Here is a 21,091-nt window from a genome sequence, read left to right on the forward strand (position 1 = left end):
CTCAGTGCCTCTGCGTCGCCCGCTGTTGCTGCAACGCCGCCACCCTCCGGTACAGCTCCACCGCTTCCTGGCCCCGTCCGAGCTGTTCCAGGCAGTGGGCCTCGTCGTTGCGGCTGGCCAGGGCGTCGGGGTGGTCCGCGCCGAAGACGCGCTCGCGGGCCGCGGCGACACGGCGGTACTCGGTGAGGGCGTCCGCCCAGCGGCCCAGCCAGCCGAGGCCGACGGCGACCTCGCGACGGCTGACGAGGGTGTCCGGGTGGTCCGGGCCGAGGACCCGCTCACGGATCGCGCACACGTCCCGGGACTCGGCCAGCGCCTCCTCCCAGCGCCCCATCCGGCCGAGGTTCACACCGAGGCCGTGCCGGGCGCGCAGCGTCTCGGGGTGGGCGGGGCCGTGCACCCGGGTGCGGTCGTCGATCAGGTCCCGGTAGAGCTCCAGGGCCTGTGCGCTGCGGCCCAGCCGGCCGAGGCTGATGCCGACCTCGTAGCGGGCGGAGAGCGTGTCCGGGTGGTCGGGTCCGAGGGCCTGGGCGCGTGCCTCGGCCACCTCCTGGTAGGTGCGCAGCGCCTCCGGCCAGTGCCCCAGCTGACCGAGCGCGTAGGCGACTTCGTACCGGGTGACGAGTGTGTCGGGGTGGGTCGCGCCAAGCACCCGGGTACGCGCGGCCGCGACCTCGCTCGCCATCCGGTACGAGTCCTCCAGTCGTCCCAGCCGGCTCAGATTGAAGGCGAGGTTGTGGCGGCAGCGCAGGGTGTCGGGGTGGTCGGGGCCCATGGCGCGCTCCCGGGCGGCGAGCACCCCGGCATACGCCTGGTGCGCCTCGAAGTGGCGGCCCAACTGGCCCAGCACATAGGCCATTTCCTGGCGCGCGGCCAGCGTGTCGGGGTGGTCGGGGCCCAGCACCCGCTCCCTGCCCTGGGCGACCTGCGCGTACTCGCGCAGCGCCTCGGCGGGGCGTCCGGTGCGGCTGAGGGTGAAGCCGACCTCGTAGCGGCTGGCGAGTGTGTCGGGGTGGTCGGGTCCGAGGGCGTGCTCGCGCTCGGCGGTCACCGCGCGGTGCACCTCGCCCGCCTCCGCCCACCGGCCGAGCCGCCCGAGGCTCAGACCCGCGTTGTGCCGCCCCGCCAGGGTGGTGAGCAACTCCGGTGACGGGGTGGGGCGTTCGATGTACTCCGGCGCCTCGGGGACCGCCATGACCGGGCGCGCCGTCCAGTCGCCGGTCAGGCCGGCCGCCGCGTCCGGCGGTGTGGCGCGCAGTCCGGCTCCGGTCGCCTTGTGGCCGGTGGTCATGCCCCGGGTCCAGGCGGGCAGCCGGGGTTCACCTGTGAGCGGGGGCGACGGTGCCTGCAGCGAGGGCGCCGGTGCCGAGGGCTCCGGCCACCCCTGCGCAGGGGCGTGCCCGCCCACCGCGGGGGACACCACGGTCTGCACGTACACCGGAGCCGTGCGGCCCGCGCCGAGTCGGCGGCCGAGCTCGCGCGCGTCCTGCGGACGCTGCTCCGGCTCCTTGGCCAGCAGATCCAGGATGATCCGCTCGAAGTACTCGGGGAGTTCGGCGCGATGCCGGCGCGGCGGTTCCGGCGGGGTGTCGCGGTGTCCGACGAGGATCGCCCACGCGTCGTCGAGGTCGAACGGCGGCGCCCCGGTGGCGATTTCGTAGAGCACGCATCCGAAGGAGTACAGATCGCTGCGCCGGTCGACCTCGGAGCCTCCGATCTGCTCGGGCGACATGTAGTGCGGGGTGCCCATCGCGATGCCGGTACCGGTCAGCCGGGCGGTGAAGCCGATGTCGTGGCCGAGGCGCGCGATGCCGAAGTCGCAGATCTTCACCGTGCCGTCGCCGAGCCGCATGATGTTGGCGGGTTTCAAGTCGCGGTGCACGATGCCCTGTTGGTGGGTGTACGCGAGGGCGCCGGCCACCTGGTCGGCGATGTCGACGACAACGGCGACCGGCAACGGATGCTGTTTGTTGTCCTCCAGCAGCTGGCTGAGGTTGCGCCCCTCCAGCAGTTCCATGACCAGGTACAGCAGGCCCTCGGACTCGCCGAAGTCGTGCACCACCGTCACCCCGCGGTGCTGCAGCGCGGCGGCCACCCGGGCCTCGCGCCGGAATCTCTCCCGCAGGACACCGGTGAAGGACTGGTCGTGGTGCGGGCCGAGCGGCTTCAGACACTTCACGGCGACCTGTCGCCCCAGCGACTCGTCGCGGGCGCGCCACACCTCACCCATACCTCCCCGCCCGATCAGATCGAGCAGTCGGTACCGGCTCTGGATCAGCCTGCTTTCCGCCATCTCGTGCGATCGCCCCCGTCGCTGCTCGCCGCGCCCTCCCCTGGCTCGTCCAGTATGGCGAGTTATCTGCCGACTTTGTACGGCGCCGGGCGGGAGCCGGGTCCGAGCCGTGCCATGGCCCGCAGAATGTGTTTGGGCGGGAGTTGCCAGCGAAGACGTGCGGGAACGCAGCGCAGCAAGGTGCCCATGACACGCAGGCGCCGGGTCACCACCACGGGGGCCGGCGCGGGCCTGCCGTACAGCTCATGGGCGTACGGCGGCAGAGCGGCGTACGCCAGATGTGCCACGCGCCGCCACAGCAGGGCGCGCGCCGGGCGGAGCAGCGGGTGGATCGGTGGACGCGTCAGGAAGTCGTCCACGTCCCGTGCCTCGGGCCCGGCGGCCAGCTCCGGCAGCACCTTCTCGAAGTAGGCGGCCAGCTCCGCCCGATCCCCCGGTACGTCGGCGGGGTCGAGGCCCACCAGGCGTGCGCCGACCCGGTGTTCGCCGATGTAACGGTCCGCCTGTGCGTCCGTGAGCCGGAATCCCGAGCGGCGCAGGACGTGCAGAGCAGATAGGAGTCGATCTCGGCACAGTGCACCCACAGCAGCAGTTCGGGTTCGTCGATCCGGTACCGCTGACCCGTGTCCGGGTCGGTGGCTTTGAGGAGGGTGTGGATCTTCCGGACCCGGGCGCCCGCCTTCTCGGCGGCCTCGGTGGTGCCGTACGTCGTCGTCCCCACGAAGTTCGCGGTGCGCATCAGCCGGCCCCAGGCGTCGCGCCGGAAGTCCGAGTTCTGCATGACGCCCCGCACCGTGCGCGGGTGCAGGGCCTGGAGGTAGAGCGCGCGGATCCCGGCGACCCACATCATGGGGTCGCCGTGCATCTGCCAGGTCACGGAGGCGGGACCGAAGAGTCCCTGGTCACCTGTTCGCAGAGGGTCCACTCCGTCAGTGTGACCAGGATTGCTAGTTGGCACCAGGCAACATTCGTGACCTGCACCGATGCCAACTAGGTTCAGCGACTGGAGGTACGGAATCAGAGAGATGGTTGGCACTTTCGTACAGCGCAGGTTGAACCGTTCCGGGTTTGATCGAGGCTCGATCTTTTGGAAGGATCGAGTCCGTTATGGCGAAGCAATACCCGAAGGAGCTCAAGGAGCGGGCCGTGCGTCTGGTCCTGGATACGCGTGATCAGTACAAGACGGAGTCCGCGGCGATCCGGTCGATCGGAGCGAAGCTCGACATCGGGCCGGAGTCCCTGCGGAACTGGGTGCGTCAGGCCGAGGTCGACGCCGGTGCCCGGACCGGGACCACGACCGAGGAATCCGCCCAGCTCAAAGCGCTCAAGAAAGAGGTCGCCGAGCTGAAGCGGGCGAACGAGATCCTGAAGGCCGCAGCGAGTTTCTTCGCGGCCGAGCTCGACCGGCCACACACACGCTCGTAGCGTTCATCGACGAGCACCGGGACCGCTTCGGCGGAGTCGAGCCGATCTGCAGGACGCTCACCGAGCACGACTGCAGCATCCACCCGTCCACCTATTACGCGTACAAGAAACGTCCCACGTCGGCCCGTGCCCTGCGAGACGCGGAACTGGCGCCGCTGATCGTCAGCATCTACCAGGACAACTACAGCGTCTACGGAGCCCGCAAGATCTGGGCCGAGCTCAAGCGCCAGGGCCATCAGGTGGCCCGGTGCACCGTCGAGCGGCTGATGAAGGCCGAGGGCCTGGTCGGGGCGGTGCGCGGCAAGAAGGTCGTCACCACCCAAGTGGCGGACAGGGACGCCGAGCGGGCTCCGGACCGGCTCAGCAGGCAGTTCGTGGCCAGTGCTCCGAACCGGGTATGGGTCGCGGACTTCACCTACGTGGCCACCTGGTCCGGCACTGTCTACGTCGCCTTCGTCGTCGACACCTTCTCCCGCCGGATCGTCGGCTGGTCCGCAGCGACGAACAAGCAGACCCCGCTGGTGCTGTCCGCACTGGAAATGGGGCTGTGGCAGCGTGACCGGGCCGGAAACCCCGTCACCGCAAGGGAGTTGATCCACCACTCCGATGCCGGATCGCAGTACACCAGCTTCCGGCTCGCCACCCACCTGGCCGCCGAACAGATCGCCGCGTCCATCGGCACCGTCGGGGACGCCCTCGACAACGCCCTGATGGAATCGACCATCGGGCTCTACAAAACCGAGCTCATCAAGCCGCAGCGGCCCTGGAAAGCCCTGAGCAACGTCGAGTTGGCCACCGCTGAGTACGTCGATTGGTACAACCACCGTCGACTCCACGGTGAGATCGGCCACGTCCCACCCGCCGAATACGAAACCACCCACTACCAGAACACGCAAAAACAGCAGGTCACAGCCACAATCTAGAGTCTCTACCGAACCCGGAACGGTTCACTGCGCGCATAGATGTCGATGTAGTCGGGGCTGCGACCGCGTCTTCCCCTACGAGGAAACCCCCACCGCAGCGTCCTACATGGAGCAAGGCGGTCACTTCGGCAAGGTCGTCACCAGTCACTGACGCCCAAGCGTCTACTTCCGGTCGGCCTACAGCAGCCGGTTACAGTAGGTCCCATGCCTGTCCAGCAGCGGCGGAGTCGTGCGAGCCAACTCCGCGGGTTCCCGGCTGGCTGGCGCAGCTAACGTCCCTCTGCAATCGCCCCGGCGCCCGATCTCGCCGAGCGCCCAGTGCACCGGAGTGATCGTGCACTGGATGCCGGGAGCCCGCGCCCGAGGGCCGTGGAGGCGGTAACAGAATCAGGGGCGGACGAGGCCAGCGTCCGGGAGCGCGGGCTGGGCGTTGGAGTCGGCCGTGTACCGCATGGTGTACGGCCGCAGGTTCCAGGCTCCGACCGTGTAACCGAGGCTGCCCTCGCCTCCGGCATGGGCCTCGATCCGCCAGGGAGCGCCGCCGGTTGGGTAGAACCGCAGTGTCAACGCCCGGCCCGACGGCAGGTAGAGCTCGGCGACGGAGCGGTCCACCACCAGGCGCAGTTCGACCGGGGCGCCGGACACCGCCCTCGCCTCGGGGCAGGGGACGCGGTAGGTTCCGCCGTGTGCGCGCGGGTCGAGGGAGGCGTGGTCGCGGTCCACGACGAGCTCGCCGGCGGCAGTGTCGATCCTGATGTCGAGGTACTCGGTGCCGTCGGCGGAGGTCACCAGCCGCAGTCTGCCCGCCGTCCCGGCACTGCGGGGTTCCAGACGGGCCGTCAGGTCGAAGCTCGGGCCCACCGTTCCCAGTACGGCCGTTCCGGCGGTCTCGCCGGTAGCGGTCACCGCGCGCTCGTCGCGCAGCGCGAGGAGTTCCGCGGCCGGTCGCTGTCGTACGGAGCCGTCCTCGGCGAGTGTCACCTCGCGTGGCATTGTCAGCAGCCCGGCCCAGCCGCTCTCCCGTACCCACTTCGGGTCGCGGGCCTCCCACGACCAGCCCCACAGCAGCCATCGGCCGTCGGGGGCGGGCAGCAGCGCCGGGGCGTAGAAGTCGGGCCCGTGGTCGAGCAGAACGGGATCGCCGGCGAGGAAGCGACCGGCCTGTTCGCGCCCTGGGTAGACCACGGTGCGGCGCGGTCCGAGCTCCGGGTCCCAGGCGCCGAGGAGCAGCGCGCCGCGTCCGTCCGCGTGCAGGTACTGGGGGCACTCCCAGCCCAGCCCCGTGTCGGCGCCCGGCGCCACCGGCTGCGGGGCCCGGTCCAGGAAGAGCCCCCTGTACTTCCACTGTTCCAGGTCCCTGGACTCGTAGAGCAGTGCCGCCGCCCGGCCGCCCGCCTGGGCGGAGCCGACCAGCATGCGCCAACGGCCGGCTTCCCGCCACACGTAAGGGTCGCGGTACATGGTGGCGCCCGCGGGCAGTTCGGGGATGAGCAGGCTGCCGCGCGGTGTCCAGGTGACACCGTTGTCCCGGGACTCGGCGGTGGTGACCGGCTGTGCCCAGCGGTCGGTGCGGAAGGCGGAGTAGAAGGCGACCATGCGGTCGCCGTCGGAGATCGCGTTGCCGGAGAAGCAGCCGTCGGCGTCCTCGCCGCCCGGCGTGGGGGTCAAAGCGAGGGGAAGTTCTTCCCAGGTGATCAGGTCCGGGCTGCGGAAGTGGCCCCAGTGCATGTTCGCGTGCTCGGGTCCGTATGGGTTGTGCTGGAAGCACACGTGGTAGTGGCCGTCGTGGAAGGCGAGCCCGTTGGGGTCGTTGATCCAGTTGCGGGACGGGCGCAGGTGCGCGACGGGCAGGTGGGGGTCTGCGGGCATGACGGACACGCAGGGGTCCTTTCGGTGTGGAGGTCGACGGAGCGTGGTCAGCCCTTGACGCCGGTGGAGGCGATGCTGTTGACGAACGACCGTTGGAAGGCCACGAAGAGGGCCAGGATCGGCACGGTGATCATGGAGGAGTAGGCCATGATCTGGCCCCAGCCCACATTCAGCTGGAAGAAGTAGGAGATGCCCACCATCACCGGCCGCAGATTCTCGCTCTGCACGACCATCAGCGGCCACAGGTAGGAGTTCCAGGCGGGCAGGAAGGTGAGGATGGCGACGGTGGCGACGGCCGGTCCGGACAGTGGCATGACGATGCGGCGGTAGATGGTGAACCAGCCGGCTCCGTCCACGATTGCCGCCTCGTCCAGTTCCTTGGGGATGCTCTGGAAGTACTGGTGGAAGAAGAAGATCGAGAATGCGTTGGCGACGAACGGCACGATCTGCACCTGGTAGGTGTCCAGCCAGCCGGTGGTCCACTCCAGGTGGAAGCCGTTGACGCGGAGCAGCGGCAGTTGGTTGACCCACCACACCAGCGGCAGGGCGAAGGTCTCGAACGGCACGATAAGGGTGGCGATGATCGCGGTCAGGACGAGCTTCCTGCCGGGCCAGCGCATCCGTGACAGCGCGAAGGCGGCCAAGCTGTTGACGATGATGCCGAGTACCACGGTGATCGACGAGATCAGCACGGAGTTCAGCAGGAACCGTGCCGCCGGGACGCGCTGGAACACGGCGGTGTAGTTGTCCAGTGACAGGGCGCCGACCGGCAGGAAAGCGCGCAGGGAGCCCAGGTCGCCGAAGATCTGGTCGTCAGGCTTGAAGGACGAGACCAGCATGAAGACGAGCGGCAGCGCAAAGACCAGCGCCAGGACGACACGGCCGGCATGACCGCCGAGATGCTTGAGGAAGGAGGTCATGTCAGTCCTTCTCCCGGGTCAGGAATCGCTGGACAAGGGACACGCTCAGCACGAGCACGAAGAAGACCAGCGAGATCGCCGCAGCGTACGCGGTCTGCTGCTGGTCGTAGCCGGTGTGCACCGCCTGGTAGACGACGGTGGTGGTGGAGTCGAGCGGGCCTCCTTGCGTCATCACCCTGATCTGGGTGAAGAGGCTGAACGCCGCGATGGTGATGGTGACCAGCACGAAGGTGCGGGTGGCACGCAGCCCGGGCCATGTGACGTGGCGGAAGCGGTCCCAGCGGGTGGCCCCGTCCAGGTCGGCGGCCTCGTACAGCTCGGCGGGGATGGTCTGCAGGCCGGCCAGCCAGATGATCATGTGGAATCCGACGCCCTGCCACACCGACATCAGGATGATGGCGGGCATGGCGGTGGCCGGGTCGCCCAGCCAGTCCGGGCCGTGCACGTGCCCCAGGGTGAGCGCCGAGATCACGTGGTTGACCAGGCCGTCCTGCCGGTAGAGGAAGGTCCACAGGAGGGACACGACGACCATCGAGGTGACGACCGGCAGGAAGTAGACGGTGCGGAAGAAGTTGACGCCGCGCACCTTCGCGTTGACCAGCAGCGCCAGCACCAGGGCGAGCCCGGCCTGGAGCGGGACGACGACGGCGGCGAAGTACGCCGTGTTGCGCAGGGACTTGTAGAAAACCGGGTCCTGGAAGAGCAGGGTGAAGTTCCTCAGGCCCACGAAGCGGGCGGGGGTGGGCGAGATGAGCCTCGCGTCGGTGAACGCCAGGGCGAAGGCGAGGGCGACCGGTACGACGAGGAAGACGATCAGCAGCACGACGGCCGGTGTGGCCATGCCGAGGGCGGTGAGGCTCTCACGGCGACGGGCGTTGGTCGTTCGGGTTCGCCGGACCGGACGCAGCCGTTCAAGGGCTGCGATCATGGTGGTCACGGTAGCTCCAGAGGGAGCCGGTCCGGTTCAGGCGGCGCAGCGAGGCGAGGTCGGGGCCCGAACCGGACCGGGGCGGGCGGGTCAGCCGGCGTAGTTGTTGTTCGTCTTCAGGTTGTTGTCGATGTCCTTCGCGGCCTGGCCGAGAGCGTTCTTGGGATCGGCGCCGGCCAGGATGTCCTGGGCCGCCTTCTGGAACTCGGTGGAGATGTACGGGTAGGCCGGGGTGACCGGGCGCACCACCGCGTACTTGCGCGCGTACTGGACGAGCACATTGAACTTCCCGCCCGGCTGGTAGCCCTCGACCTGCTTCGCGGCGGCGTCGGTGCCGGGGAGGGTGCCGGTGGCCTTGGCGTAGTCGACGAAGTACTTGGTCTGGCGGGAGAACTTCAGCCACGCCTGCGCGCCGGCCTTGTTGGAGCAGCTGGCACTCATCGCCCACTGCCAGGAGGCGCCGCCGATCTTGGGTCCGTTGCCGAAGTCGACCGGCGGGATGATCGCCAGGTCGTCGCCGAGCTTGTCGGCGTTCTTGGCCGCGTTCCAGCTGCCGTCCCACTGGATGGCGCTCTTGCCGGCCAGGAAGTCCTTGTTCGGGTCGGCTCCGGACTTCTTCGCGATGTAGCCCTTGGTCACAAGCGAGCGGAACCAGCTCGCCCATTCCTGGGAGTTCTTGCTGTCGAGGGTGCCCGAGGCGGTCTTGTAGCCGTCGCGGTCGATCAGGTCGCCGCCGAAGCTCTCCAGCTGCGGGGAGTATGCGTAGGGCCACCACTCGCCGCTGCCGCCGGTGCCCATCTCCAGCGGGTACGCGAACTTTCCGCTCTTCTTCAGCTTGGTCAGCGCGGAGTTGAACTCGTCCTTCGTCCAGGGCTTGTCGGTGGTCGGGATGCGGATGTCGTACTTGTTCAGTACCGACTTGCGGGCGAAGTTGGTCAGGGCGACGTCGTAGAAGCCGAACCCGTAGACCTTGTTCTTGTAGCGGCCGACGGTGCTGGGCAGCTGGTCGGACAGAGGCACCTGGCTGCCGGAGACGTCGATCGGGGACAGATAGCCGCCCCAGGCCCAGTTCGGCACGTTGGGGCCGTCCACATCCAGCAGGCAGGGCAGCTTATGGGCCGAGGCGGCCGCCACGACGGAGTTGTTGTAGTCGCTCTGCGGGAACGCCTGGAGCTTGACCTTGTATTTGCTCTGGGAGCCGTTGAACTCCTTGATGATCTTCTTGACGACGTCGAGCTCCGCCGAGTTGCCGGCGTTGTGCGTCCACAGCGTCAGCGTGTTGCCGCTGGCTCCGGACGCGCTGCCGCCGCTGCCGGTCGCGCATCCGGCGACCAGCGCGGTCGCCGCCGCGAGGGCTACACTCGCCACTGCGAGGCGCCTGGTTCTGAACACCACGAGGTTCCTCCATCTCACTGAGACGGGTCTTGCCGGACCCGCCCATGCGACCGGTTGCGACGGTCGCTGTTCTTGGTGGTTGTCCCGCCACCCGGGGATCTTCGCTCCGGGCGGCGGGACAGCCGTTTTTCGGGTGCCCGATGTCAGCCCGCTGCGGGGGTGCCGATGGAGGCACGTTCCTGCAGCGGCATGGGCACACGGTGTACGACTGCTTCGAGCGGTCCCTCGCCGAGGATCAACTCCACGGCAAGGCGGCCGAGTTGGTAGTGCGGCAGTTTCAGCGTGGTGAGCGCCGGGCGCAGTACGGACGCGATGTCCTGATCGTCGAAGGAGACCACCGATGCGTCGCCGGGCACCGACAGGCCCGCCTCGCCGAGCGCCTGGTAGGCGCCGAAGGAGACGCGGTCGGTCAGGCACACCAGCGCCCGGGGGCGGTGGCCTGCCGCGAGCAGGGCGGAGACCTCCCGGTGCCCGTCCCGCGTGTCCCAGTCGCACTCGACGACACCGTCCAGGCGGGCGCCGCCCGCCCGCAGGACCTCCTCCAGGCCGCGCATGCGCTCGTTGCCGGCGATGATCCCCTCGGGCGTGGCCGGGATGGCCTGGTGGCCGCCGATCGCCCAGATGCCCTCGGTATGACCAGCCGCGAGCAGGGCACGGGCCGCGTCCCGGCCGGCCTCGAGCTCGTCCGGGACGACGGACGGCGCGTCGAAGCCGGGCGCCAGGCAGTTCAACAGGACCACCCGGCGACCGAACAACTCCTTGGGCGGAGTCACATACCGAGTGAACATGGACGCGTAGATCACCGCGTCGACCTGGCGGTCCAGCAGCGCGTGGACCAGTGACGACTCGGCGGCGCGGTCGCCGCCCGCCTCCGTGATGAACAGCAGGTGGTCTCGCTCCCGGGCAGCCTCCAGCGCCCCGCGGATCACATCGCCCGCGAACGGTGTCGTGGTGATCTGGTCCGACACGAACCCGACGGTCTGGGTCGACTTCGTCCGCAGGCTGCGCGCGGTGACGTTGGGGCGATAGTCCAGCTCCCGGGCGGCCTCCAGGACACGTGCGCGGGAGGCGTCGGAGATGCGCATGTCGGTGCGGCCGGACAGGGCGAACGACGCGGTCGTCGGCGAGACGCCTGCCTTGCGGGCGACGTCGGCCATGGTCACACGACGTTCAGGCATCAGCGGCTCAGCTCCGTTGATAAATCGGATTAGCAAGTTGCGACGAGACTGATGCGCTCTTCGCCCGGTGTCAACACCTCGGACATATCAAGTAGAGATATGCCGACCTTATGTGACGTTTTGCGCGGCCTTCAGGTAACGCCCAGGTAAATCGGCATGCGTTAGCTCTTGCTTTAGCAGGAGCAGCGCGCGAACGATGCCGAGCCACCGGTTAAACCGATTTGGCAGGGCGTCAGACCTGTCGCGCACCCTCAGGAGTCAGCCATGAGGAGAAGAACAGCCCTCAGTGTCGTATCGGCTGCCGTCGGCGGCGCCATCGTTCCCCTCGCGTTCGCTCCCGCACCGGCAGCCGCCCAGGAGCGGCGCAGCCCTCAAAGCCCCTCCGCTCGCTGGGACTTCGACGAGCGCACCGGCACGGTCACCCACGAGGCGGTCTCCGGCACCGCCGACCCCATCGGCTACGTCTTCAACGACGCCCGCTACAAGCCCGACAGCGATCCCGTACGGCGCCGCGGAGTGCGCGGCCGGGCACTGTACTTCGACGGCTACTCGACCGTCGTCACCGCCGACGGCCCCGGCAAGCTCGACCCCGCCGGGGGCTTCACGCTCGAAGCGTGGATCGCCCCCTACGCCTACGAGCAAGGCATCGACGGCAAACCCCAGGCCCTGGTCAACCAGCACAACCCGGACGCGAAGACCGGATTCCTGCTCGGCCTGCGCCGCTTCGGTCAGATCGTCTTCCAACTCGGCTTCGGAACCGACCTGATCGAGGTCAAGGGAGCCTCGGACCAGCCTGCCGTCAAGGGCCGGTGGACACACGTGGCGGCCACCTACGACCCGGCCGCCAGGCAACTGCGCCTCTACCGCGACGGCCGGCTGATCGGCACCGCCACCACCCCGGACAAGGCCCCCGTACTGGCCTCGGGCGAGCCGCTGCTCATCGGGCGGCACAACACACCCACGCTGCTCAACGGCGAGTTCCACGCCAACATGTACATCGGCCTGATGGACAGCCTCGCAATCCGCCCGGGCACCCTGGACGATACGGCGGCGCACAATGAGCACGCCGACACCATCGCGGCTCTCCCCGACCATCGCGTGCCCCGGCCGGACCTGGCCCAGCAGCGGGCCTGCTACGACGGCGACCGCCACCGCCCCCAGTTCCACATGCTGCCGCCCTGGCACTGGATGAACGAGCCGCACGCGCCCGTGTACTTCAAGGGCAAGTACCACATCTTCTACCAGCACGATCCGTTCGGCCCGTACTGGGGCCAGATCCACTGGGGGCACGCGGTCAGCACCGACATGGTGCACTGGCGAGACCAGCCCATAGCCCTCGCCCCCGCCGCGGACTCGGTCGCACCGGACGGCTGCTGGTCGGGCTCGGCCCACGTCGACGGTGACCGCGGCCCCGTGCTCTTCTTCACCGGCGGCGACGACCGGCTGCCCTACCGCCAGCGCACCGGGCTCGCCGTGTCCTCCTACCCGACCGACGGCGACACGGACCTGCCCACCTGGACCATGAAGTCCGAGCCGGTCACCGAAGCCCCGGCCGCCCTCCCGGCCGGCCCCGGCACCGCGTGGGCGGAGAACTTCCGCGACCCGTTCGTCTGGGAGGAGGACGGCGTCTGGTACCAGCTGACGGGCAGCGGAATCGTCGACTACGACGGCACACAGGTCACCAAGAAGTACGGCGGCACCGCGCTCGTCCACACCGCCCGCCGACCCGAGGGCCCCTGGACGTACCAAGGCCCCCTGCACTGGAACGATCTCACCAAGGTGCCCGAGCCCGGCGAGGTGTGGGAACTGCCGGTCCTCCTCCCGCTACCCGGACCCACGGGCAAGCGCACCAGCAAGCACATCCTACTGGTCAGCCCCTGGTGGGAGACGTTCAACTCCAACGCCGTCAAGCACACGTACTACTGGATCGGCACCTTCGACAAGGACGCGTGCCGCTTCGTGCCCGACCACGAAAAGCCCCGCGAGTTCGATTTCGGCGAGCACTTCACCGGCCCGTCCGGCTTCGTCACCCCCGACGGCCGGTCCGTGCTCTTCAGCATCACCCAGGACCGCGGCAGCGAACAGCAGCACGCCCAGGCCGGCTGGGCGCACAACGCCGGAATGCCCGTCAGCGTCTCGCTCCGCCAGGACGGCACCCTCGGCGTCGAACCGATCAGCGAAGCGGCCACCCTGCGGGGCCGACGACTCGCCAAGATTCGCCAGACCTCGGTGTCGGACGCGAACCGCCAACTCGCCGACGTCTCCGGCGACCTGCTGAACATCGAAGCCGTCATCGAGCCGCGCGACGCCACAACCATCACCCTGACCGTTCGGGCCAGCGACGACGGCAGCGAGCAGACACTGCTCTCCTACGACACAACCAAGTGGCGCTTCTCCATCGACCGCAGCCGCTCCAGCCTCGACCCGGACGTACGCAAGAGTGCCCACGGAGGGACCGTGGAACTCGACGGCAGCCGACTGACGCTGAGGGTCCTGCTCGACCGCTCCATGCTGGAGGCGTACATCAACGGCACCAACAGCCTCACCAGCCGCGTCTACCCGACGCAAAAGGACGCCACCGGCTTGCGGCTGACCAGTGAGGGCAGCGCCGCCCGGGTCGTCTCCCTGGACGTCTGGCGCATGAACGGCGCCTACGACACGTCTGTCGCTCCCGCTGCCTACGACCCGCCGCGTCCGACGGACGTCGACGCCCTCCCCAACCACGACTTCGCCACCGGGGACCTCACCGGATGGACCGTCGTCTCGGGCACCACCTTCAGCGACGCCAGCGTGACCACCCGCACTGACTGGGGCTGGGGCGGACCCTTCTACCAGGCCGAGACCGAAGACGACGCGACCGGCCACCACCTGTGGGGCTACAACCCGGACGCGGGCGGCGACGACGCGGTCGGCGTCCTCCGCTCCGCCACCGTCACCCTCGGCGGAGACGGCGTCGTCGATCTGCTCGTATCCGGCGGCAACGACCTCGACCGGCTCTACGCGGCCGTCGTCCGAGCCGACGACGGCAAGGTGCTGGCCAAGGCCACCGGTCGTGGTGGCGAGCAGTACCGCCGAGTCGCCTTCGACCTGTCCGCCCACATCGGTGAGCGGATCTACGTCGAGGTCGTCGACAAGGCGACGGGCGGCTGGGGCCACATCAACGTCGACGACGTCAACGTGCCCGTCCAACGCCCCTGACCACCGGCACACCCTGTTCCACGCTCTCGAGGCCGTGTCGTGGGCCCGCACTCAACCACGCGAACCAGCCTGCTCAACAAACCTCAACGCCCATCGGAGGTCTGCATGCGAACGCGCTCAAGCGATACCCGGGACAGGATCCCCGGGCAGCCTGCTACGCATACTGCTCGCGCTCGTGGCCTGTCTCGGCCTGACAACGCCCCTCATGTCGCAGCCGGCCAGCGCGAGTGAGAGCACCCTGTCCAACCCCGGCTTCGAGACAGGCGACCTGAGCCGTTGGACCGCCACAGGCACGGCCTTCAACGGATCCGTCACCGACCCGCCGGGCTGGGGGTGGGGCTGCTGCTTCAACCAGCAGGGCACCTACCACCTGTGGGGATTCGCGGGCGGCGGCGACGCCCCCACGGGTACCGTCACCTCCGAGCCGTTCACCCTGACCGGCACGGGAATGGTCAGCGTTCTGGTTTCCGGCGGCCGCAACGACGACCAGCTCTACGTCGCCCTGACAACCCTGGACGGCACCATCCTGCAAGGCCACCGGAACCGACGACGAGGCGTACCGCCGCGTCACTACGGCCTGTCGAGGACTCCCGGGGTGTCATGCAGGACCACGCTCCGCTGCAGCGGAACCCGCTCCGTGCGGAGCGTGTTCACCGGTGCCGCCGGGTCAGCCATGCCGAAGGAGATGCCGAACAGCAGCTTGAGCTCCGCGGAGACATCCAGGAACTCTCGGACGGTGTCGGCGTAGACGCCGAGTACGGTCTGCGGGATGCCGGCCAGCCCCCGGGCCGCCAGCGAGAGCAGGAAGTTCTGCGCATACATGCCGATGTCGCCGGCCGTCCGTACCCCGTCGCCGAGCGCCGGCATGAACAGGAACGCGGCATGGGGAGCGCCGTAGAACTCCAGGTTCTCGCGGACCGCCGCCCTCCTGCCCGGTCCGAGCGCTCGACGCCCCGGGCCTGGTAGTCACTCGCGCCCAGGGCCTGCGACCGCTCGAGGTAGAGGCCCTCGCCGTAGCCATCGGTGAAATCCGGGGAGGTCCGTCCCTCCTCCTCGGCCAGGAGCAGCTCTTTTGTCAGGGCGTCCCGCGCCGCACCCGAGACGACGTGCACCGTCCACGGCTGGGTGTTGCTGTTCGAGGGGGCAGTCTGTGCGTCTTCCAGCACGCCGCGGATGTCCGCAGGGGACAGGTGGGTGGGCAGGAACTGCCGGGGGGAGCGTCGGGAGGGTGCGATGTCGGTGAAGGGTGATGCGGTGCCGGGCAAGGCGGTTCCTCTCCGTGGCGCGCAGTCATCTGCCATGCTGCGCTGCGCGGAGGCCGCCGCGGCTGCGGACGCACCCTGCGGGTGCCGGCAGGCATGCGGATGCTCGCAGGCAGCGGCGTGCCGAGACTGCGGGTCGCAGCGCGGGGGACTGTGCGCTCTTCGTGTTCGTCTTCGTTCGTGGCGTGCCAGCGCTGCCGCTCTCGTGCCCGTTGCGTGCGCGAGAGCCGCGTCGGGCGTCTCAGCGGTGGGCGGCGCGGTTCATCTCGACGACGTCGTCGACGGTGGGATTGGCACCGAGGGCGGCGAAGCGTTCCGGGAGGCTGTCGCGGACGCGCGCGTCCTTCACGCGGTCGGCCGCGGCCAGAGCCGCCGGCAGCTCGTCGAGGGTCAGTTCGGTGCAGTAGGCAGGGCTGTTCGGCTGCTGGCGCCAGGAGTCGGCCAGTGTGCCGGCGTCGTAGGGGTCGAAGCCGGTGTCGTTCACCAGGCTCATGGCGACCTTCCGCGCCTCCTCGGCGTCGCCGGCGACGGGGATGGCGAGGCGGCCGGGTGTTCCGGCCGGGACGCTCTTGGTCCGCTGGGATTCGGCCAGCGCGGCGTTCCACGCCTTGACCACGGGGCGGCCGAGTAGTTCGGCGGTGTACACGCTCTCCACCTGGCCGTTGTCCACCGCCTCGATCGGTTCGCTAAGCATGCCGGGGTAGTAGTTCGAGGTGTCGATGACCACCGTCTCGTCGGGCACCGACGCGAACAGGTCCGCCAGCTGGCCCGCCACCCCGAAGGGGATGGCCAGGACGATGACGTCCCGGCCCTGGACGGCGTCGGCGAGGTCCGCCGCGCGGGCCCCGGACTCCAGCACCTCCGCCCGGACGGCCTCGGGGCCGCGGGCGTCGGCCACCTGGACGTCGTGACCCGCCGTGCTGAGCTTGGCGGCAAGGTTCCCGCCGATGACACCGGCTCCTATGACAGTAATTTTCATGATTTGTTCCTTCGGAGGTTGTGCCGCTCCTGAGGGCAGCGCGATGTGATGGCCGGGTGGTGGTGCCGCCTGGCGTTGCGCGAGTTGGGGCGGGGTGCCTGGCGGTTTACGCCTGGGTGTCCCTCTGGCGGTAGCCGCTTGCGATGAGCGTGCGGAGCCGGTCGAGCGGCTCCTCCTCGGTGCCAGTGCCCTTGATCCAGGCAACGGAACAGGCTGCGAGGAACAGGTCGTGCCCCCGCACCGACGCGCGCACGCGACCCGCGAGCTGCGCGGCTCGCACGTACTGATCGGTGGCGGAGATGAGGATGTCGCAGGGAATCGTGAGCGGGTTGTCCGGCTCCTGCGCCCGGGCCGCGGCCATGAGCGGGTCCGGCAGCCCGCTGAAGGCGCTGAAGTACTCCTCCATCGCCCGCAGCCACTGCTCCAGCGCCTCGGCGGGGTCGCCGAGCTGATCGATGTCCGCCTGGCGGGCCACCAGTTCTTGGGAGCGCGTCTGCAGCACCGCCGCCAGCAGCGCTTCACGGGTGGGGAAGTGCCGGTACAGGGTGGCGGGCCCGACTCCCGCCTCCTTGGCCACCGCCTCAAGAGAGGTGCCGACCCCGTGCTGCAGGAAGTGACGCTGCGCGGTCTCCAGGAGGGCAGCGCGGTTGCGCTGGACGTCCGCGCGGGGCCTGCGTCCTCGCTGTTCACCGGCGCTCATGCGCCCTCCTGCCCTGCCGTGATCCTGCGGCCGCATCAAAACGGATGCCGCCTCCGTACATATTCGAGAGTAAAACGGAGGCAGCATCCGGTCAAACCGGCGGCCCGATCAGGAGCCCGGACAGCGCAGGGAGCCGACATGTCTGGCCGCAGAGCGCAGGGCAAATGCGGGCTGCACCATTCCAGGGTTCCCTTGCCCAACCCCTCCCGGGCCGAGCCCGGCCCTCTCCCCCGGTCCAGGACGTCAGGGGGTGAGCTGTTGGTGTCCGATGACGGAGAGCAGTTCGAGTTTGCTGTGGCTCTCCGTGCCGGGGCGAGTGGTCAGCACCACCAGGGTCTGGGCGCGGTTCTCGGTGTACAGGAGCTGGGCGTCGACGTCGATGCGGCCGAGTTCGGCGTGGAGGATGGTCTTGCAGTCGTCGTAGCGTTGCGCGACCTCCTGAAGTTCCCACATGCGGACGAACTCGGGGCTGTGTTCCTGGAGTTCGGCGAGGATCCGGGCGGCTCGGGGGGTGTCGCTGCCGGCCGTCAGCGCGGCCCGCAGGCGCGCTGCCTGGGCACGGCCGTGGCGTTCGTGGGTCTCCTCGGGAACCATCAGACGCTCGGCCGGGTCCATGAACCAGCGGTAGTAGCCGCTGCGGGCCAGACCGGTGTGGCGGGTCTGGTCGCCGAGCAGCGCGACGGCCACGGGGTTCATGGCGAGGGTGTCGAACAGGTCGGTCTGCACCATGGCCGGGGAGTCGTCCAGACGGTCCAGGACTCGCATCAGGGTCGGGCTGACATGTTCGGAGCGGTGGAAGCGGGCCGGGGCGTTGTGGCCGATGAGCACGAAGAGATGGTCGCGCTCGTCCAGGGACAGCCGCAGCGCCCGGGCGAGAGCCGCGGTGATCTGGACGGAGGGCTGCGGAGCACGCTGCTGTTCCAGCCGGGCGTAGTAGTCGGTGGACATGCCGGCGAGCTGCGCGACCTCCTCGCGGCGCAGCCCCTGCGTACGCCTGCGCGGCCCCTCGACCAGCCCGACGTCGCGGGGGCGCAACATCTCACGCCGGTAACGCAGGAATTCCGCCAGTTCCTTCTTGTCCATGCCGTCCATCCTCGCCGCATCCCGCCCGGCTATCCAGAGACCGCCGATCCATGGCTGAGCTCTCCTCTTCTGCCCGCGCGAAGCGGCGCGTACGGCCGACGCCGAGGGCGCTCGCGGCGAGACGACCCGATGATCACCTGGCCTGTCTGACCCGCTGGGAAATTCGCCGGCTGTCGGCGGTGCGGCGCAGGCCGTCGGCCTGGAAGACGGCCCGCCGCGACGGCCCCCGTCGAGGACACCCAACGCTTTGGACCCAACACTTTGACCGGCCCCGGGCCCCGGGCCTCGTCGCCCGGCCCGGCCGACACGACGATGTCCGCCGTGTCAGACGGGCGCCCGCATGCCCCTCGGCGCTCAGGACGGAGCCGGTCGCCTCCAGTGCGACGACCGGGGCGAAGCCGAAGGCGCTTCCTTACCGTTCCTCGTCTTCAGTGAGGACCTCCCCAAGGCGGGTCCAGCTCGCGTTCGTCCATGATGTGGCCCACCAGGACCTGCCCGCGTGCTGTTGTTCCGCGTCGGTCGCTACAGGTCGGTCAGCTGCCGGTCATCATGGCGAGGACGTCGTCGTAGGAGCCGGTGGCCACCGCGTCGCGGATGAACCTGGCGCGCTCGACGACGATCTCCTTCACGTCGGGCTTCTCACGCAGCAGGTCGAGGGTCTCGGTGAGGAAGTCGTCCAACGGCATGGACTGGTCGCTGTCCTGCTGGCCCAGCAGCGTCGTGCGCACGCCCGGCGGGACCACCTCGATCACCTGGACGCCGGCGTCAGCACCGGCGAGCTGGAGGCGCAGGCTCTCGGAGAAGGAGTGCAGCGCGGCCTTGGTCGCGCTGTAGGTCGGGGTGATCGGGAACGGTACGAACGCCAGCGCGGAGGTGACATTCATGATGACCGCGTCGTCCTTGCCCACCAGCAGCGGCAGGAAGGCATACGTCATCCGGATCGTGCCGAGCAGATTGGTCGCGACGTGATCCTCAGCGACCTGGAGTCCGGCCGGGTCGAGGAGGTTCTCCAGCAGCATGATGCCGGCGTTATTGACCAGGACGTTCAGCCCCGGGTGGCTCGCCGCCACGGTCTCACGGGCCCGGGCAATCGAGTCGGGGTCCGCGACATCGAGGACGAGCGCGTCGATGCCCGGGTGCTCGGCCGTGATCTCGTCGAGGAGTTCCTTGCGCCGGCCGGCGACGATCACTTTGTTGCCGGCCTCGTGCAGGCGCAGGGCCAGGCCGAGGCCGATGCCCGAGGTGCCGCCGGTGATCAGGATCGTGTTGCCGGTCATCTTCATGGGGGTCTCGCTCCTTCGTAGCGGTGGGGCGGTGAGCGCCCGCAGCCTCGACCGTAGGGGCGCCCGCGCAGGGCCGGGAGAGGAGGGTTTATCCATGGATCGGCGGTCTCTGCCTCGTGAAGCGGCCCCGCGCAGCGGATCCGGTGTCGTGGGCGGTGGAGGTGGCGGCGGTGGTGACGTCGATGCCGAGGCGGTCGGCGTCGGCTGACGACGGCGAGGGCGGTGACTGAACCGCCCAGCGCCTCCATGGTGGCTGTCAGCTGGGAGACCGCGTTGCCTGCCGCGAGACTTCGAGCCGGATGGTCACCGAGTAGGAGACGCTGGGCGTGCTTACGGGAAGGGTCCTCATCTGTCCCGGTGCACGGCGGCCTGGAGGATGCCGCCGGTGGGTGACGTACATGCCGTCGAGGGGTGACTGCACTCGACGGGCACGGCTACTTGCCGGCGCCGACCTTGGCGGTGTCCAACTCGTCCTGCGGCGGCGTGGTGGTGCGGGAGTGCAGGACCTTGCGGGCCTGTTCGATGTCGAAGTCGTTCTCCCAACCTGCGGCTGGGCAGCCGGGACACCCCGGCGGCCGTCCCGGCCCCGAGCCGGTCACAGTTGGGCCTGCCACACGCTGACGGAGCGCGCCACAGCCGCACGCATCCCTCGACTGCCGCCCCAGCAGCCTCACCTATCGGTCCGTGGCTCCTTTCTGGTTCAGGGCCCGGGTCCCTCTCCCCCTGCGGTTGGACTTGCTGCGGTTGACGTTCGTCGAGCTGCACCAGATGCCCGTCGCGCACACGGAGCAGACCGCTGTGACGTCCTACCTGGCCCGTAATCGGGGCAACATCACCGAGTACCGGAAGGTCGTCGCTGCCACCTTGGCCGACGAGGTAACCAAGGCCCGTACCCGCGGCGCACTGGCGGTGATGTCCGCCAGGGACGTTCAGCGGGCCCGTACGGATCCGGAGGCGGTGGCCGCCGAGCAGCAGCTTGACGTCACCGTCCTCCAGCAGGTGCTTGCGAAGGAACTGGACACGGTCCTGGCGGCCTGCACCGACAACCGCCACGGTCCGCATGGCCCGCCGGGAGCGCCGTGCCCGGCCTCGTTCATGCTGTGCCTGGGCTGTGAGTGCGCCCGCGCCTTGCCGCACCACCTCCCCGTCCAGGTACTGGTTCACAACCGGCTGGCCGAGCGGCGCGGGCAGATGGATCCGCTGCAGTGGGCCGAGCGGTTCGCCGCTCCCCACGCGCAGCTCGCCGACCTGCTCGATCAGCAGGACGAGGCAGCCGTCGCGGACGCCCGGCGGGGCGCTACGGATGCGGAGCGTTCCCTGGCCGAACGGTTTTTGAACCGGGAGCTCGACCTGCGATGACCAAACTCGCGCGGCAACCGACAGTGGACGAGATCCCGCCCGGGACGCAGTGGCCCGACCCGGACACCCCGGTGCTGCTGAACCGTGACCTGCGACCGGAGACCGACCTCTCCCAGCTGTCGAAGTTCCGTCACGACCGGTGGGACCTCAACCCTGCGGTCTTTGCGGACCACTCCAGCTCCTACGCGCCCTCAACTTCGCCGTGGTCCCAGCCCCGTTGAGGCTGGCGGCGAAGCACAACATCTGGCAGCTGCTCAACCACACCAAGCCGCCCGCGATGCGCGGCGCGGGGCGAG

General features: G+C 69.4%; 16 protein-coding genes and 2 pseudogenes. 4 read left to right on the forward strand and 14 right to left on the reverse strand.

The genetic code is table 11. The features are described from left to right. Window position 1 precedes the first annotated feature (1 nt). Entirely contained in the window at window positions 2–2,293 is a 2,292-nt protein-coding gene (locus RV986_RS04720; protein ID WP_475916177.1) for a serine/threonine-protein kinase, read from the reverse strand. Between the two features lie 62 nt (window positions 2,294–2,355). Next, window positions 2,356–3,158, reverse strand: a pseudogene (locus tag RV986_RS04725) (oxygenase MpaB family protein). A 242-nt stretch (window positions 3,159–3,400) separates the two neighbouring features. Between RV986_RS04725 and RV986_RS04730 the strand changes: the two are divergent. Further along, a protein-coding gene (locus RV986_RS04730; RefSeq protein WP_475916178.1) for an IS3 family transposase occupies window positions 3,401–4,641 on the forward strand; the annotation gives its coding sequence in 2 pieces (ribosomal slippage) (window positions 3,401–3,674 and window positions 3,674–4,641; 1,242 coding nt in all). A gap of 387 nt (window positions 4,642–5,028) precedes the next feature. Here the strand turns inward: RV986_RS04730 and RV986_RS04735 are convergent. The 5 genes from RV986_RS04735 to RV986_RS04755 form a co-directional block, all read right to left on the reverse strand. Beyond that, complete coding sequence (locus tag RV986_RS04735; RefSeq protein ID WP_475924180.1) at window positions 5,029–6,510, reverse strand: glycoside hydrolase family 32 protein; 1,482 nt, start codon at window positions 6,508–6,510, stop codon at window positions 5,029–5,031. Between the two features lie 47 nt (window positions 6,511–6,557). Continuing rightward, window positions 6,558–7,430, reverse strand: coding sequence for a carbohydrate ABC transporter permease (locus RV986_RS04740; protein WP_095851101.1), 873 nt, complete (start codon window positions 7,428–7,430; stop codon window positions 6,558–6,560). 1 nt (window position 7,431) lies between these two features. Further along, a complete protein-coding gene (locus tag RV986_RS04745) occupies window positions 7,432–8,358 on the reverse strand; it encodes a carbohydrate ABC transporter permease (protein WP_240361358.1) in 927 nt (308 codons plus the stop codon). 90 nt (window positions 8,359–8,448) lie between these two features. Then, window positions 8,449–9,726 carry an extracellular solute-binding protein gene (locus RV986_RS04750; protein WP_475916179.1) on the reverse strand — a complete coding sequence of 426 codons (1,278 nt, stop codon included), beginning with the start codon at window positions 9,724–9,726 and terminating at the stop codon, window positions 8,449–8,451. Between the two features lie 170 nt (window positions 9,727–9,896). Further along, entirely contained in the window at window positions 9,897–10,931 is a 1,035-nt protein-coding gene (locus RV986_RS04755; protein ID WP_475916180.1) for a LacI family DNA-binding transcriptional regulator, read from the reverse strand. 264 nt (window positions 10,932–11,195) lie between these two features. Here RV986_RS04755 and RV986_RS04760 point away from each other — a divergent pair, with 264 nt between their 5' ends. Continuing rightward, the gene (locus tag RV986_RS04760) at window positions 11,196–14,129 is read left to right on the forward strand and encodes a GH32 C-terminal domain-containing protein (RefSeq protein WP_475916181.1); all 2,934 of its coding nucleotides are present in this window, start codon (window positions 11,196–11,198) and stop codon (window positions 14,127–14,129) included. Window positions 14,130–14,699: 570 nt separating this feature from the next. Here the strand turns inward: RV986_RS04760 and RV986_RS04765 are convergent. From RV986_RS04765 to RV986_RS04795, 7 genes and pseudogenes are all read right to left on the reverse strand, one after another. Continuing rightward, window positions 14,700–14,996 carry a nitroreductase family protein gene (locus RV986_RS04765; RefSeq protein WP_260691560.1) on the reverse strand — a complete coding sequence of 99 codons (297 nt, stop codon included), beginning with the start codon at window positions 14,994–14,996 and terminating at the stop codon, window positions 14,700–14,702. A 254-nt stretch (window positions 14,997–15,250) separates the two neighbouring features. Then, a pseudogene (locus RV986_RS04770) lies at window positions 15,251–15,430 on the reverse strand (nitroreductase family protein); the annotation flags it as partial. 202 nt (window positions 15,431–15,632) lie between these two features. Then, complete coding sequence (locus tag RV986_RS04775) at window positions 15,633–16,370, reverse strand: NADPH-dependent F420 reductase (RefSeq protein WP_475916182.1); 738 nt, start codon at window positions 16,368–16,370, stop codon at window positions 15,633–15,635. Window positions 16,371–16,476: 106 nt separating this feature from the next. Beyond that, window positions 16,477–17,070, reverse strand: a complete 594-nt coding sequence (locus tag RV986_RS04780; RefSeq protein ID WP_475916183.1) for a TetR/AcrR family transcriptional regulator — start codon at window positions 17,068–17,070, stop codon at window positions 16,477–16,479. A 243-nt stretch (window positions 17,071–17,313) separates the two neighbouring features. Beyond that, complete coding sequence (locus RV986_RS04785; RefSeq protein ID WP_095857573.1) at window positions 17,314–18,153, reverse strand: helix-turn-helix transcriptional regulator; 840 nt, start codon at window positions 18,151–18,153, stop codon at window positions 17,314–17,316. Window positions 18,154–18,686: 533 nt separating this feature from the next. Next, window positions 18,687–19,436, reverse strand: coding sequence for an SDR family oxidoreductase (locus RV986_RS04790; RefSeq protein ID WP_475916184.1), 750 nt, complete (start codon window positions 19,434–19,436; stop codon window positions 18,687–18,689). Between the two features lie 434 nt (window positions 19,437–19,870). Continuing rightward, window positions 19,871–20,050, reverse strand: coding sequence for a hypothetical protein (locus tag RV986_RS04795; protein ID WP_475916185.1), 180 nt, complete (start codon window positions 20,048–20,050; stop codon window positions 19,871–19,873). Between the two features lie 130 nt (window positions 20,051–20,180). Here RV986_RS04795 and RV986_RS04800 point away from each other — a divergent pair, with 130 nt between their 5' ends. Both RV986_RS04800 and RV986_RS04805 read left to right on the forward strand, forming a co-directional pair. After that, the gene (locus RV986_RS04800; RefSeq protein WP_099944124.1) at window positions 20,181–20,795 is read left to right on the forward strand and encodes a hypothetical protein; all 615 of its coding nucleotides are present in this window, start codon (window positions 20,181–20,183) and stop codon (window positions 20,793–20,795) included. Continuing rightward, entirely contained in the window at window positions 20,792–21,016 is a 225-nt protein-coding gene (locus tag RV986_RS04805; protein ID WP_144315907.1) for a hypothetical protein, read from the forward strand. The genes RV986_RS04800 and RV986_RS04805 overlap by 4 nt, the downstream gene beginning before the upstream one ends. Window positions 21,017–21,091: the final 75 nt, after the last annotated feature.

The sequence above is a fragment of the Streptomyces sp. RLA012 genome (assembly GCF_056270325.1).

What these genes read in the sequence shown, in the direction of transcription:
- RV986_RS04720 (WP_475916177.1), bottom strand. Translation starts at nt 2,293, where the DNA reads ATGGCGGAAAGCAGGCTGATCCAGAGCCGGTACCGACTGCTCGATCTG.
- RV986_RS04735 (WP_475924180.1), bottom strand. Translation starts at nt 6,510, where the DNA reads ATGCCCGCAGACCCCCACCTGCCCGTCGCGCACCTGCGCCCGTCCCGC.
- RV986_RS04740 (WP_095851101.1), bottom strand. Translation starts at nt 7,430, where the DNA reads ATGACCTCCTTCCTCAAGCATCTCGGCGGTCATGCCGGCCGTGTCGTC.
- RV986_RS04745 (WP_240361358.1), bottom strand. Translation starts at nt 8,358, where the DNA reads ATGATCGCAGCCCTTGAACGGCTGCGTCCGGTCCGGCGAACCCGAACG.
- RV986_RS04755 (WP_475916180.1), bottom strand. Translation starts at nt 10,931, where the DNA reads ATGCCTGAACGTCGTGTGACCATGGCCGACGTCGCCCGCAAGGCAGGC.
- RV986_RS04760 (WP_475916181.1), top strand. Translation starts at nt 11,196, where the DNA reads ATGAGGAGAAGAACAGCCCTCAGTGTCGTATCGGCTGCCGTCGGCGGC.
- RV986_RS04765 (WP_260691560.1), bottom strand. Translation starts at nt 14,996, where the DNA reads ATGCCGGCGCTCGGCGACGGGGTACGGACGGCCGGCGACATCGGCATG.
- RV986_RS04775 (WP_475916182.1), bottom strand. Translation starts at nt 16,370, where the DNA reads ATGAAAATTACTGTCATAGGAGCCGGTGTCATCGGCGGGAACCTTGCC.
- RV986_RS04780 (WP_475916183.1), bottom strand. Translation starts at nt 17,070, where the DNA reads ATGAGCGCCGGTGAACAGCGAGGACGCAGGCCCCGCGCGGACGTCCAG.
- RV986_RS04785 (WP_095857573.1), bottom strand. Translation starts at nt 18,153, where the DNA reads ATGGACAAGAAGGAACTGGCGGAATTCCTGCGTTACCGGCGTGAGATG.
- RV986_RS04790 (WP_475916184.1), bottom strand. Translation starts at nt 19,436, where the DNA reads ATGAAGATGACCGGCAACACGATCCTGATCACCGGCGGCACCTCGGGC.
- RV986_RS04805 (WP_144315907.1), top strand. Translation starts at nt 20,792, where the DNA reads ATGACCAAACTCGCGCGGCAACCGACAGTGGACGAGATCCCGCCCGGG.